Annotated in this window: 18 protein-coding genes; all 18 read right to left on the bottom strand. The window is 46.1% G+C overall.

Annotated elements, in window-relative coordinates:
* Positions 1-53: 53 nt before the first annotated feature.
* Positions 54-233, bottom strand: coding sequence for a transposon-encoded TnpW family protein (locus OCV69_RS15830; protein ID WP_242955584.1), 180 nt, complete (start codon positions 231-233; stop codon positions 54-56).
* A 249-nt stretch (positions 234-482) separates the two neighbouring features.
* Positions 483-1,829 carry a virulence-associated E family protein gene (locus OCV69_RS15825; RefSeq protein WP_416782952.1) on the bottom strand — a complete coding sequence of 449 codons (1,347 nt, stop codon included), beginning with the start codon at positions 1,827-1,829 and terminating at the stop codon, positions 483-485.
* Complete coding sequence (locus tag OCV69_RS15820) at positions 1,753-2,391, bottom strand: CHC2 zinc finger domain-containing protein (protein WP_158360251.1); 639 nt, start codon at positions 2,389-2,391, stop codon at positions 1,753-1,755. The genes OCV69_RS15825 and OCV69_RS15820 overlap by 77 nt, the downstream gene beginning before the upstream one ends.
* Before the next feature lie 56 nt (positions 2,392-2,447).
* A complete protein-coding gene (gene mobQ, locus OCV69_RS15815) occupies positions 2,448-4,034 on the bottom strand; it encodes a MobQ family relaxase (RefSeq protein ID WP_158360250.1) in 1,587 nt (528 codons plus the stop codon).
* Between the two features lie 82 nt (positions 4,035-4,116).
* A complete protein-coding gene (locus OCV69_RS15810) occupies positions 4,117-5,310 on the bottom strand; it encodes a DUF2971 domain-containing protein (protein ID WP_158360249.1) in 1,194 nt (397 codons plus the stop codon).
* A gap of 242 nt (positions 5,311-5,552) precedes the next feature.
* Positions 5,553-5,870 (bottom strand): DUF3847 domain-containing protein, encoded by a 318-nt coding sequence (locus OCV69_RS15805; protein ID WP_158360248.1) that lies wholly within the window; start codon positions 5,868-5,870, stop codon positions 5,553-5,555.
* A gap of 86 nt (positions 5,871-5,956) precedes the next feature.
* Entirely contained in the window at positions 5,957-6,199 is a 243-nt protein-coding gene (locus OCV69_RS15800; RefSeq protein WP_158360247.1) for a hypothetical protein, read from the bottom strand.
* Between the two features lie 68 nt (positions 6,200-6,267).
* Positions 6,268-6,405, bottom strand: a complete 138-nt coding sequence (locus tag OCV69_RS15795) for a hypothetical protein (RefSeq protein ID WP_262563226.1) — start codon at positions 6,403-6,405, stop codon at positions 6,268-6,270.
* A gap of 198 nt (positions 6,406-6,603) precedes the next feature.
* Positions 6,604-6,987 carry a hypothetical protein gene (locus OCV69_RS15790; protein WP_158360246.1) on the bottom strand — a complete coding sequence of 128 codons (384 nt, stop codon included), beginning with the start codon at positions 6,985-6,987 and terminating at the stop codon, positions 6,604-6,606.
* A gap of 212 nt (positions 6,988-7,199) precedes the next feature.
* Positions 7,200-7,505: a hypothetical protein gene (locus OCV69_RS15785; RefSeq protein ID WP_158360245.1), complete on the bottom strand. Its 306-nt coding sequence runs from the start codon at positions 7,503-7,505 to the stop codon at positions 7,200-7,202.
* A gap of 14 nt (positions 7,506-7,519) precedes the next feature.
* On the bottom strand, positions 7,520-8,257 hold the full coding sequence (locus OCV69_RS15780) for a hypothetical protein (RefSeq protein ID WP_158360244.1): 738 nt from the start codon (positions 8,255-8,257) through the stop codon (positions 7,520-7,522).
* A complete protein-coding gene (locus tag OCV69_RS15775; protein WP_158360243.1) occupies positions 8,181-9,203 on the bottom strand; it encodes a DNA cytosine methyltransferase in 1,023 nt (340 codons plus the stop codon). Before OCV69_RS15775 ends, OCV69_RS15780 begins: the two co-directional genes overlap by 77 nt.
* Positions 9,204-9,410: 207 nt before the next feature.
* A complete protein-coding gene (locus OCV69_RS15770) occupies positions 9,411-9,701 on the bottom strand; it encodes a molecular chaperone (protein ID WP_158360242.1) in 291 nt (96 codons plus the stop codon).
* Entirely contained in the window at positions 9,679-9,972 is a 294-nt protein-coding gene (locus OCV69_RS15765; RefSeq protein ID WP_158360241.1) for a ferredoxin, read from the bottom strand. The genes OCV69_RS15770 and OCV69_RS15765 overlap by 23 nt, the downstream gene beginning before the upstream one ends.
* A 93-nt stretch (positions 9,973-10,065) precedes the next feature.
* Positions 10,066-10,353 carry a hypothetical protein gene (locus tag OCV69_RS15760; RefSeq protein ID WP_158360240.1) on the bottom strand — a complete coding sequence of 96 codons (288 nt, stop codon included), beginning with the start codon at positions 10,351-10,353 and terminating at the stop codon, positions 10,066-10,068.
* A 2-nt stretch (positions 10,354-10,355) separates the two neighbouring features.
* On the bottom strand, positions 10,356-10,631 hold the full coding sequence (locus OCV69_RS15755) for a DUF6809 family protein (RefSeq protein WP_009259727.1): 276 nt from the start codon (positions 10,629-10,631) through the stop codon (positions 10,356-10,358).
* 14 nt (positions 10,632-10,645) lie between these two features.
* Positions 10,646-11,023, bottom strand: coding sequence for a TnpV protein (locus tag OCV69_RS15750; RefSeq protein ID WP_158360239.1), 378 nt, complete (start codon positions 11,021-11,023; stop codon positions 10,646-10,648).
* Positions 11,020-13,333, bottom strand: a 2,314-nt coding sequence (locus OCV69_RS15745) for a DUF4368 domain-containing protein (RefSeq protein WP_158360238.1), incomplete at its 5' end; no start/stop codon positions are given. The genes OCV69_RS15750 and OCV69_RS15745, both read right to left, overlap by 4 nt.

Raw genomic sequence — 13,333 nt, 5'->3', positions numbered from 1 at the left:
TTCGGGAGTGTTTTGTCAAGATAAATAAAGGGAATATCTCACCGAATTTTGCATCAAAAATTCGATGATTTCACATCGTCCTTCATCAGTCGCTTCATTTTGTCCTCCAGCGTGTCCTTTGCGGTCTGGCTGAAATGAACGCCCACCACATAGGTGGTCTTGCCCAGCTTCATGCTGAATGTTCCTGCCGGACTTGCCTGTCCTGCTTTCGTTTTGGCTGCTGCCTGTTCCATGTGCGACACCTCCTGTAAAAAAGCCCGACAAAGGAAAGGCTGACAACGAAGTCCTGACAACGGACATCAGAAAACCTTAAAACTCTGTCGGGAGATGCTCTATTTTCTTTTTCTTCTTTTTTATAAAAGTCGGTTGTCATGGTTGTCAGGGGAGAGAAAATGCCCATCAAATCAGGGGTTTTCAGACTTTCGCCCGACAACCAGACCGACAACCGGCTCGACAACAAAACGGCAACCGGTACTGTTTTTTTACTTTAGCCACTCTGGGGGAAGTTCCAGCTGCTCCACTTCCTCCGGCGTCAATTCCTGAAAATCTCCACCTCCGTTGTCGGGCTGGATGCGCTCCCAGCCTTTCTGCCGCCCATAGGGGCTGCGAAAGTACCGGGGATTGGAAAACGCCCTCCATCCGGTCACGCTGTTGTTCATAATGTCGTTGATCTCCCGGATTTCCCATTGCTTCGGCTCGTCAAAGCTGTGTCCCAGGGCTTCCCGGAACAGCTGCTTGGAGCAGACCATGTTATCCGAACACTTTTCCAGATACTCGATGATCTGTCCGGCTTTGGTGTCCTCCGGCATAAAGTCACGCTGGTGGACTTTCAGATACTCGTTCATTGCCGGGCTGAATCGGAGTTTGAAGTTTCCGCTGCGGTAAATCTCCATTGCTTCTGCCCAGACCTGTACGAGATAGGCTCTTGCTGCCGGTTCATCATCCAGAATGTGGATTTCTGCCAGCTCTGGATGTACCATGACCGGCACAAAACGGCGGTTGCCGGTGCGGTCAAGGGGCAGAAAATCCAGCGTATTGGAAGTGCCGCAGAACACACACTGCCGTTTTCGGTCAACCGGGTGGGTTTCGTATGGCACTTTATAGGTTTCCTTCTGGCGGCTGAGAAAGGATTTGATTTCCTCAATGCTCTTGGCATTGGCGGTGGCAATCATCTCCGACATCTCAATCAGCCAGTGTCCCTGCATCTTGCGGTACACATTTTCATCGTCCAGCTTTTTCAGGTCATCGGAAAACCAGTCATCCTGAACTGCCAGCAGGCGAAAGAACGAGGACTTTCCGGCTCCCTGACCGCCCACCAGACAAAGCATGATTTCAAATTTACAGCCGGGACGGAACGCCCGTGAGATTGCTCCCAACAGAAACAGTCTCATGGCTTCACAGGTGTAATCATCGGCATCAGCTCCCAGAAAACGGTGCAGACAATAGCGGATGCGCTCCGTACCGTCCCACTGCAAGGCGTTGAGAAAATCCCGGACAGGGTGATAGCGATTTTCGTTGGCAATCACCATCACAGCATCCTGTATCTTTTTCTCGATAGTCAGCCCATAGTTTTCCTCAAAATATAAGAGCAGATATTTGATGTCCACATCGGTCAGGGTCGGGCTGTCCCGATACCAGCCGAGGGGCTTCACAATATCCACTCGTTCTGTCAGCAGATTTTTTCGGATAGCTCCTTTCAGCAGAGGGTCAAGCTGAAACACCCGTTTATAGTTGGCTGCGACATTGGATACCTTACCTTTCTCGGTCTGTTCCAGGCTGCTTCTGACCTGTTCCACGGTGCAGAGTTCCGGCTGTTGTCCATTCTGCAATTCGCTGTTCAAGTTTCATCACCTCTTTTCCTTGCTGTGCTACAAGCTCCCGGCGTTCTTCCGGCGATCCGTCCAGAAAACTATCCAGCAGATACTCTGTGTAGGTTTTTCTTTGCAGGGCTTCCACAAAGAGCGGATGCAGGTCATCCTCCGGCGTTTGCGGGGCATACTGCTGTTCCCATTTCTGGAGAAGGTGGAAGTATTCGCATAAGACCTTGTAGCAGTGCATTTCTTCCTGCCTGTATTTCTGCTCCGGGGTAGGTTCCCGGATATGCGGCTTGACGGTCGGCTTCTGCCTGTTGTCATAGGCAATCCCTAAATCATCAGCCAGCTTCATGGCAGCTTCCTTGCTGGGCAGCTGAAACAGCCGGGAAACAAAATCCACTGCATCCCCGTCAGCCTGACAGCCAAAGCAGTGAAAACGCCTGTCCAGTTTCATGCTGGGGTTTTTGTCGTTGTGAAAAGGGCAGACCGCCATGCCATTTCTGCTGACAGTGATGCCGTACAGCTCCGCTGCCTGTCTGGTGGTCACATTCTGTTTGACCGCTTCAAATACATTCAAAATTCCACCTCCTGACAAAACAAAAGGCACCCGATTTCTTTTAAAAATCAGATGCCTTACAGTTCCATATTCTGTTTTTTCTCCTGCCGGTGCTGCTCGTCCTTTTTTCTGGATTCCTCCCGATAATCCCGAATCTGTTCGGTGACAGAGTGCTTCGGCTCCGGCTTCTTTTTGACCTCTGCCTGTTCCGGGTCAAGTACCTTGCTGACCCAGTAACGGATTTCTTTCAGCGGCTTCAATTCCTCCTGCACTGCCACCAGCTGCCCGGTATATTCTGCGTGAGAAGTTTGCAGCTGTTCATATTCCACTTGCAGGGCTTCCAGATCAACATTCAAGTCAACACCATGCTTTTTCAAAAAACGGTATGCCTTGTTGTATGCGTCCAGCTCGTCTCGGTGGCTTTCCGCATAAACGGACTGCACCGTTTTCCAGCCGATTCTCACATACTTGTCATGGATAGCTTTATGCTGCTGACAATCGGCAACGGCGTTCTGGATGCCGGTAATCACTTTCATGCGGCTCTCGGCTTTCTTCATGCCGGTGCTGATGCTGCCGGATTTCTGTTTCACTTCCTCCAGCACACTGTCCAGCTGCTCCAGCGTAAAAATCTCATGGGCTTTCAGATAATTGGTGGCGTTGACAAAGGACTGTAAATCTTTCGTTGTACCTTTTTGCTGACCGTATCTTGACCAGTCCCGGCGTTCTGCCTTTCGCAGATTGAGATAATCCCGCAGAAGATTGATAAGGTCGGGGGATGCAGTTTCCGGCTTCTTCTCTGCCAGCAGCTCTTTCCGGGCTTCCAGAATATCGCTGATCCAGTCACGCAGATTCTGAATGGTGCTGCGGATCACGCTCATCATGCGGTTGGCGGCTTTGATGTCCCGGTTCAGATTGCCGATATTGGTCTGGATGCCACGGCGTTCCATCTGGGTGACAGCAGCTCCCATGTGGACGGTGGGGATGATGTCCAGCCCCTGTTTTTCATAGGAACGGAGATCGACACGGACAGGGCTGTTCACCATTTCCAGATAACGGTTCTGCACTGTTTCCCAGCCGGTGCGCCACTCCTGCCCATAATACTGCTCGTTCCAGTCAACAGTGTCCTCCTTATGGCTTTTCCAGTTCCCTGATGGAAGCCGGATACGCTCACCGTTCTCGTCAAGGTCGTAAACCTTTCTGGCTTTGGGAAGCCATTTCCCATGCTCGTCCATTGCCCGCATGGTCAGCATCACATGACAATGGGGATTGTGTCCCGGTGGCTTGGGGTCATGGATGGCAAAATCAACAATCATGCCTTTGGAAACAAAAAACTGGTTGCAGTAGTCCTGCACCATCTGGGGATACAGTTCCTCCGGCACTTCTCTGGGCAGTGCCAGCACAAACCGTCTGGCAAGCTGGGAGTTCCACTGGTTTTCAACGGCTTCCACTGCGTTCCAGAGCTGTTCCCGGTCGGCGTATTCCGGCGGGGCATGGGACGGCAGCATGATTTCCGTGTAGACCACACCTTCCTTTTTCCGGTAGTCTTTGTGCTTCTGGTCATACTCGGAAAACAGATTCTCGCCGCTCTGGTAGGCAGCTCCGGCAACAGCTGACTGCCGTTTACTTCGCTTCGTGATTTTGATTTCAAAATGAGGGTTTGCCACTTCATCATCTCCTTTTGAAGTTCTTGGAAAAAAGAAAAGCAGGAGACCATGTAGGTTTCCTGCTTAGATGCAATATATTCAATTACTTTGGTATATTATTTGTGTAGTGAGGACACTCTTCACACTTAATAGCACATTCCTGCATTTCAAAAACATTAGGATTTCTCGTAACTCCAATGTAAGGGATATTTCTTGCATGACATATGTCGATTACTTCTTTTCGTGCAGCGTGTGACATCCTGTTACCTAAAAACACTTTGGTAATTGGAAAAAATGAAACACAGTAGTCTTTTTCTTCCCGATTTCGCTCCATAGGGAGCAATAATCTCCATTCATTCTGAAACGCCCAATCAATGCTTTTTCTCAATGCCCCATGAAAATAAATATCCCATAATAACTCCATCGTTGGTTCTTTATCTTGGAATTTCACAAGTTTTTCAGTCATGTTCGGTCGCACTTTGCAGTAAATCATCGGGAATAAATTTAAGAATAACTTCTGGTATTGCGGATCATTAGGAAGCACTGTATATTCAACACAAAACCCTCTGTGGCAATCCGCATAAGAACCACCCCACATTAACTGAGAGTATGGAGTCGTTGCAAAACAAGTCGCTCTAAATGAATCCTGTAGATACTGTAAATATCTATTGAAATCCGAAACAATGGCATTTCTTAAAGATTCGCCTAAATCTTTGCCTTTGTATAATTGGTTTTTTAACTCGAGGAGAAAACACTGGTTGGATAAATCCTCATTTTTTGTAGCAGGGGCGCTTTTGAACAAGGAATCAATATTACCAGTAGAGTTAATCATGTCTGCTATGGTCTGCATCAGCGCATTTGCAAGCTCCGGTGTTTCCATTGCTTCTTTTACATCTATTTCACAACGAATGCAGTATTCAAGCAACCGAGCCCTTTCATATTCTGAATAATTCAAACTAATATCGGAATCGTACACATCGTCAAACAAACTTGGGGATTGCATGAAAACCGTATTATCTCTTAGTGCTTGTATGCTATAATTTACGGTTTTTTTATCTCCAGTAGTTTCATCTACGATAGGTTTCCCTGTTTTTTTATCAACTAACTCAGTTAGCCGGTTGGGAAAGTACTTGTATAACTTTAAGGGCATATTCATTTTAGCACGCATACTAAATTCATCGTAGCCCATGTTCTGCACTTCGGTAAGATTCATAAGTGCTCCATTCACAATACAGCACGATTCTGCTATTTGTGGAAGGGCACTTTGTAATGTTTGAATTAAAGCATTTATATCCATTGTATCTCCTTATAATCGGTTCGTTAATAATTTAATATCATTATACCACACTCGTCTGTAATTGCTGGGAATAATTTGTGAATAAAATGGGTAGCTGGCTTTAGCCAGCGCAGGGGAAGCGTAGCGTCCTCTGGATGATGGGCACGAAGAGCTTGCTCGGAGTGGAAATCATCAGCTCCCTGCAAGGGGCTTTCGGCAGAACGCAATGCACCACCTTTAGGCGGTGTATAATTGCGCCCTTGTTAAAACAAGGGGTTCTCGCTGCCGTCCGTTGTCAGCGTTTTTCTCCGCTCCTCAATCAGCGTGTCCAGTTTCTTTTGGGCGGCTTCGCCGTGAAAGAGGAAGGTCAGCAGCTCCATCACATCATCATCGGTCAGCAGGGTAGGCTCTCGCAGAAAAGTTTCCAGCATACCGGCACGAGTGCAGAGCCGGTGGGTTCTCTCGCTCCGTGTCAGGCGTTTCAGTTCATGCTCCAGCTGCTTCTCCCTGTGCTGGGCAGCGATCAGCTTTTTCTCGGCTGCGGCTTTCTGGCGGCTCAGTTTTTCCAGTTTTTCATTCATGGGGTCAGGCTCCTTTCTGAATAATGGGCAAAACAAAAGCGACCAACTTTTTACGGTTGATCGCCTTTGGCTTATACACTATTCAATTATCTTTTTTTATCGGATTGAGACAAAACACTTGCTGCCAAACTCTTTGTAGTATCGGAGTATTTGTCGCTGTTGAGAACCTTGGAAGCTTTTGTTTCCATATCCTTTCCAGTAACTTTACCCGGATTGCTCTGGGACAGGACACTTGCAGCAAGGGACTTTTGAATTTTAGAGCTTCCATTTGAACTCAATATCGCTGATGCATTAGAAGACATTTTAGGACTGCTGGTTTTCTTATTCATGACGATACCTCTCTTTCGAAAGAGAGGATGTGGTCACCTGACATCCTCTGAATTATTGGACTTACAGATTATTTTTTTGTGCTTTCAGTTCGCTTTTTAGGGAAGCAAAACACCTTCTTACCATACTGACGAGCATAGATGCGATGCCCATTTTTCAGTGTGATGTAAGGCGTAAACACAAGCTCTACTTCATTGCTTTTTGTCATACAGCAAAACTCCTTTCCAAAAGATTTTTCACAGACGAATCTGCGAAAGTATGGAAAAGAGCAGAGACAAATGCTAAACTTAATAAATAGACAAGAGATTTAGTAGGTGACCATTTGTCTCTGCTTCTTCTCGAAGAGCTTATATGAGATTGAGCCCTCATATAAGCTCTTTTTTTTGGAAACAGGGGTTCGGCGAGCTTAAGCCATTGTAACAGCATCGGAAAAATTAAACAGCATCAATGATGCTTCTGGAACGAGGATGCCGTTAACACGATACGATGCCTTCTTTAGATCCCACTCACAAATCCTTTCAATCGTACTGATTAAGTCTTTGGAGTTTAATCTGACAGACAATACTCCGTTGGCTTTTTCTCTAAAGAATTGCACTGATCTTTCGTCTTTTTCATCACAGACTTGAATCGCCATTTGTTTGTCGCTCTCGTTTATCAGCAATCTGACATATGCCGGATAGCTCATCTTCATAATAACCGACTTGTTAAATGTAAGTCCATTGTTTGTGATAGACACATAAGGCAATCCTTCGTTGAAATCAAACGCCTTAAAATTCGTCAAATCAATCACTTTGCTCGCCTCCTTTCTGTTCCGTTTTCCATTATACCACTGCCTTGCGTATTTTTCAATACTTCTGTCGCAGCAAATCCCTTTGTTTGTCGAAACTTTCTCGAAGATTCATTTTCTGTTCATCTCTACTGCGTCGTAGTTTGTTCATATTATTATAAAAAAGCTTGTTGCTTTGAAAGGCGACCACTCGTTGGAGTTGGTCGCCTTTCAGCTTATGCAATATTCTCTTTACAAAACTCAAAGTATTTATTCACTGCGGATCTCAAATTTGCCATACGGTATCTAATATTTGCATTATCTTTAAAGTGAAATTCTGTAGGTGCCGCTTTTTGCTTTCTTTCATCAGAGATAGAGTATTGCATTTTTTGTAATAATCTTTTCCCTTTATCAAGAGCATATTCCGCATCCAAATCAGTGTGTAAAGCAATTTCAACTGCTTTGCATCTGCTCATACAATCACTTGTTGGTTTTTTCTTAATTCTTGTTGACAGCCACTCTTTGAATTCCTCTTTGCGCATATTGACAACCTCCATCAATCTTTAAAGATGGTAACCCAACTTTCATCAAAATTGATTCCCTTAAGAACATCATTTTTTCTCAATGTTGGCGGTTGCTTCACTTGAAATTTCACAGCTTCTTTCGGAACTTCTGTATGGATTGTGAACTGTGATCCATGTGGTTGCCATGTAAAACATATTTTCCCGTTGTGATCTAATCCTATCAAATTACCATTGCTATTAACTTTCCAATGGTAATCAGTTGTTCTATACCTTGTAGTTTCTTCTTCAAATAATCTGTAGGAAAGCAAATCATAGCTTCTGACCAAAACAGCTGTTCTTACACGGCTATAATGGTCAGTAGCAATATTGATTCGCTCATTCCAGATATTAAGAACAGCTTCACCTGTTTTTTGTATATCCTTGTGAGGATCGGTTATCCCATAGGAATAATCAGGCGAGCACCTTCCACTTATTAGTCTAACGCTTGTGCTTGCGAAAGGATCCTTAACTTTTACAGTTTTTACAGACCAGCAATTCTTATCCAGAACAACATCTGCAATACCAACAGGTGAATCCAGATGTGTGCCATTTATTGCATCTGCAAAAGCATCTCCCCAATCGTTTCCAGAAACATCTTTTCTTCCTATGTAAATCAAGTAAATGAGATAACCACCAATCTTATTTACTAATTCTTCAGGAAACACATTTAGCGGGTATAGAGTCTGTGTTGTGAGATGTTTGGAATCCCTCAATCTTGGTCGATTTTCCATCTTTTACTCCTCCGTTTTCGTGAAAATTCTTTAATGCCGCAATCATTTCTCGTGCAACAGCTTTTATTACAGGTACAGCTACAGAGTTTCCGGTCTGCTTTTTAATTTTTCCATACGGAACAACAATTTTGAAATCATCTGGAAATCCTTGTATTCTTAGTAACTCACGCTCAGTTGGTCTGCGCTCATCATTTATTAAGATATAATTTGCAGATGCACCAGCTCTCAGTGCTGATGAATAAGGATGTGGAGTGATAGATCCTGCCATATTTTCATGAGATATATACGGCTTTGGATAGTTTTTATCTTTCAATCGTTCAATACGAGATTCACGAATGGCATCTCGCACATAATATTTTTTATCCACATTATCTTCCAAAATATCTGCAAGAGTGGTTTTCTCTGATTCTGAAATTGGCTCTGGAAAAGAAAATTCAACATCATCAATGAAGCCAACAATAATAATTCGTTCTCTTTTCTGCGGCACACCATAATCTAAGGCGTTCAGAACTTTCGCATAAACATGATATCCTAATTTTTCAAGATGTTCCTTGATTATTCTGAATGTATTTCCATTATCATGTGCCGTCAAATTTCTTACATTTTCAAGCATGAAAGCCGGAGGTTGTTTTTCTTTCAATATTCTTTCTATATCAAAGAAAAGTGTTCCACAAGTTTCATTTGCAAATCCCTCTTTTTTTCCAATTATTGAGAACGCCTGACAAGGAAATCCACCCAAAAGAATTTCAAAATCGGGAATGTCTTTTGCATCTATTTTTGTTATATCACCAGATGGATGTTCCCCAAAATTTGCTTCGTATGTTTTACAAGCATCCTCGTCAAATTCTGATGAAAACACACAGTGACCGCCAACAGATTCAAATCCCAATCTTATTCCGCCAATTCCAGCGAATAGGTCAATGAATCTGAAACTATTCCAGTCCATGTACCAAGCTCCTTTCTGTGTAAGAATACAGCCTAAATATTATAGCGCTTTTATAGCGCTTTTTCAAGATACATAAGAATGTTTACATATTAAGCGACTTGTGTGATTTAAACTTGATAGGTTTATTTGTACTTTGGCAATATGTAGCAGTCAGAACATCGGGTGCAGACCCGACATTCTGACCGCAAATCGCCCCTTATCGCTACATTACTTCGCCTTACCGCTGAAACCATTTTGCCGGGCGTACTGGCTGGCTTTCTGCCTGCGTTCTTCGCTGTACGGCGGCTGCAAGCGGATGGACAGCCGGGACTTGTCGATCAGATAGGACACGCCGCCCAGATGCTCCGGCTTTTCCAGCTGGCACAGGTCAGGATACTTTTTGCTGAACGCTGCCAGCCGCTTTTTCAGCCCGGCATTGTAGGTGTAGATGCTGGCAGTGCTTTCTCCCTCGTTGAACAGGATGATGGTTTCTTTCTCAACCTTCGTCAATCTCGTCATTGTCAACCTCCATACTGCCGCCCACGATGCGATTCAAAATAGCCTTGTGCCGGTAATAGGCTTCCATCTCCAACTTCATATTGTAGAAGAAGCAGCGATACCACTTTTCTACGCCCTCGCCGTCCAGCTTGTCAGCCAGAGCTTCCACAGCTTTCCTTCCGGTAGGGTCGGGAATCAGGTCTGCCACCTGATACAGACGATCCACCGTTGCTTCACGGTTGGGGCAGCCAAAGACAAACAGGATTTTCTTTTCACCAATGCTCATTTTCATAAAATAGTCCTCCTTGAAGTTGATAAAAATAAAAGCGGCAGATAGTTCCCATAGGAATACCTGTCGCTTTGTGAACGATATGAAATTGTCGGGTCAGGACTTGATAAAATCACGCAGTCCGTAGTTTATGTCTACAATTCTTTCAATCAGCCATTCCGCTATCTGGTGGATGCTGAAGATTGCAAAGCTGACTGCCAGCATTTTCAATGCTTCCATGCCGGTACACACACCGAACAGCAGCCCTGCAAGCGTAATCATGAAGATCATTCCTGCCAGCAGGTCAAAAATGATAGCAGAAAAGGAAGTCAGGAAGATTGCCACCCATTGAATCAGGGTCACAACTGCCACCAGCGGCAATACCAACAGCTTTATCAGAAACATGGCTATTTCTCCCCATTGACCTGTTCATAGGCTTCATGCTGAACAATCAACCCAGCGGAAAAGCCGTATTTGAAGTGGCTTTCGCTTTCTTCACATTGGGCGATTGCTGTCTGCGCCCGGAGTTCCTTCACCAGCTCATAGTCCTCTTTACTGAGCCGCTGGGACAGCTGCTCCATCAGTTTCTCACAGGCTTTGACCGCCTTGCGGTATACTTCCGATGTAGGGACAACTGTTTCACATGGATAAAACCTCCCGCTGTACATTTCTTCCAAAATCATGACACCACCTCCCTTCAGCAGTAGATTAACTCTGCCTTGATGATTTCCTCAGCCCGGCTGCGGATAGAGTTCATGGATTGCACCCACAACATCTGATTTTCAGCTTTCATGGCTTCGGTCACACCCTCGGCTTCTGCCATCTGACGGATCATCAGATTTAGCCTGTCCGTTGCCTGTTCGTTCAGATCGGCAAGGACAGTGTGGAGCTTGCCGGACAAAAGCAGGTCACTGTAAACCATCGGGCGAAACTGTTTCAGATAGGACTGGTGCAGCCGTCCCCAGTGACCAATGGGGCGGTGTTCCTCCGGCAGCTTCAAATCCGGCACATAGTAATCGCCCACCAGCACATAGTCCATGCCGTTTTCGTGGATTCTCGGTTTTAACTCTTTCATGCTGAAATTTCCTCCTTACTTTGGTTCTTTTTATGATAATCCTCCCTGCGCATGGCAAGGTAGGCTTCATAACGCCTGATACCATCGGGATCACCGGCTTCTGCCGCCGCTTTCATTTTCTGACGGGATTTTGTGGTTGCTTCGCTCTGGTATTTCCGCTTTTCAGCCAACTGCCGGGCAGCTTCCGGGTCAGTCCTGGCAAGCTCAACCAGTGCATCGTGTTCAGCCTTGCGTTTGGCTGTCCGTGTGCGGGTATATTCAGCCTTACGCCCTGCTATCATAGCCGCATACTCCGGGTCTGACGCTATCCGGGCTTCTTCACGCTCCTTTTTGCGCTGCCGGGCTTCGGCTTCTTTGGCTTTCATTGCCGCCCATTGCTCGGCAGCTTCCGGGTCAGTTTTGACTTTTTCTTTCAGCTCTGCTCGTGACAGCTTCTTTTTCCGGGTGGCTCGTTCTATACGCTTACGCTCGGTTTCCAGCAGCCTTTCCTGACGGATACGCTCTTTTTCATCCAGCTGCCGGAGATATTCCGGGTCAGCTTCTCTGGCTTCCCGAACCTTCTGGCGGTACTTCTGGTTTCGCTCCCGCAGTTTGCTCAAATGCTGTTCATATTGGGCAATGGCTTCCGGATCACCGGCTTCTGATGCCAGCCGTAGAGCTTCTATTTTCTGTTTCCTGCGTTCATTGGCTCGTCTGCCTTTTTCCTTCTTCTTCCGTTTTTGCTCCGCATCTATGGCGGCAATCCGTTCTTCTTCGGACACAGTTTCAACAGGCGGGTAGTAGCTGCCGATGAAATTAAAGTGGATGTCGATGTTCTGCTGGCGGTAGATGGTGCGCCCACCAGTTGCTTCGTGAACTTCCACCCGGTCGATGAAAGAGTAGAGCATGGCATCGGTCAGTTCTGTACAGTCACGGTATTTCCTGACCAGTGCCAGAAAACGCTCAGTATCCGCCTTCTTTACGGTTTCCTGCTGAATCTGGCTTTCCAGCTCCTGTACCCGCCGTTCCAGAAGGATTTGTTCTTCATCATACTGCTGAATCATGCGCTGCGCCTGTCGTTCCGGCAGCACACCTTTTACGGAGCTTTCGTACAGGTTTTGGATCATGGTGTCCAGCTCTGCCATGCGCTTTCTGGCTTCTTCCAGTTCCCGCTGTCCGCTGTCTGTGTTCTTGCTCTGGTTTTCATTCCAGATGCTTTTGAGATGGGAAACAAACTCGGCTTCATTTTCAAGGGCATATTTGCTGACCACTTGGATTGCCTGTAAAATTACCGCTTCCAGAACCGATGTTTTGACAAAATGGGATACACATTGACCGGCAGTATTCCGATAATTTCCGCACTGAAAAGCTGAATCTGAATCAAACCGTTTTCCGCTTTTCACCCTGTCCGGGCTGCAAAAATTCATCCTTGCGCCGCAGTCTGCACAGTAAATCAAGCCGGACAGACGGTGGGTATAGGTTCCGTTGGCTGCTTTCGGACGCTTCTGCAACCGCAGTTTATGGGCAATATCCCATGTGTCCTGTTCAATGATGGCTTCATGGGTATCGGGGAAAATCATCAGTTCATCGGCTGTGGCGGCTCTGCGCTGCTTCGTTTTGAAATTCTCGCAGATAGATTTGCCCAGCACCGTATGTCCCAGATATTCCTGCCTGTCCAGAATGTACCCTACGGTGGTTGCACTCCAGCGGTAAGGGTCTGCAACCTCGCTATGTCTGCAATTTTCAGGAAAATACTTGGCGGCATGAGCGGACGGTATTAGTATCTTTTCCGCTGACAGCATTTCGGCAATGGTAGTTACTCCAATGCCCTGACAAGCCAGACGGAAGATTTTCCTGACAACCTCGGCAGCCGGTTCATCCACGAGCAGCTGCTGCTTGTCCTCTTTGGTGCGCTTGTAGCCATAGGGGATAGAGCCGCTGCACCTCATGCCGTTCTTCATCCGGGCTTTGAATACCGCCTTGATTTTGTTGCTGGTATCTTTCGCATACCACTCATTCATGATGTTCAAAAACGGGGTAAGGTCATTGTCTGAGGGGGCTGCGCTGTCCACGCTGTTGTTGATGGCGATAAACCGGATGCCCTTTTTCGGGAAAACAACCTCGGTATAGTAACCGACTTGCAGGTAGTTTCTGCCAAAACGACTTAAATCCTTTACGATCAGGACAGCCACATGACCTGCTTCAATTTCTTCCAGAAGGGCGTTAAAGCCGGGACGATTGAAGTTCGTACCGCTGTACCCATCGTCCGAAAAATGCCGGATATTTCTCATGCCGTGCTGACGGGCATATTCTTCAAGGTACATTTTCTGA

This window comes from Alitiscatomonas aceti, assembly GCF_025567195.1.
Classification (GTDB): domain Bacteria; phylum Bacillota; class Clostridia; order Lachnospirales; family Lachnospiraceae; genus Alitiscatomonas; species Alitiscatomonas aceti.
The sequence above is the reverse complement of the archived record's forward strand: the minus strand, read 5'-3'. Positions and strand labels throughout refer to the sequence as shown.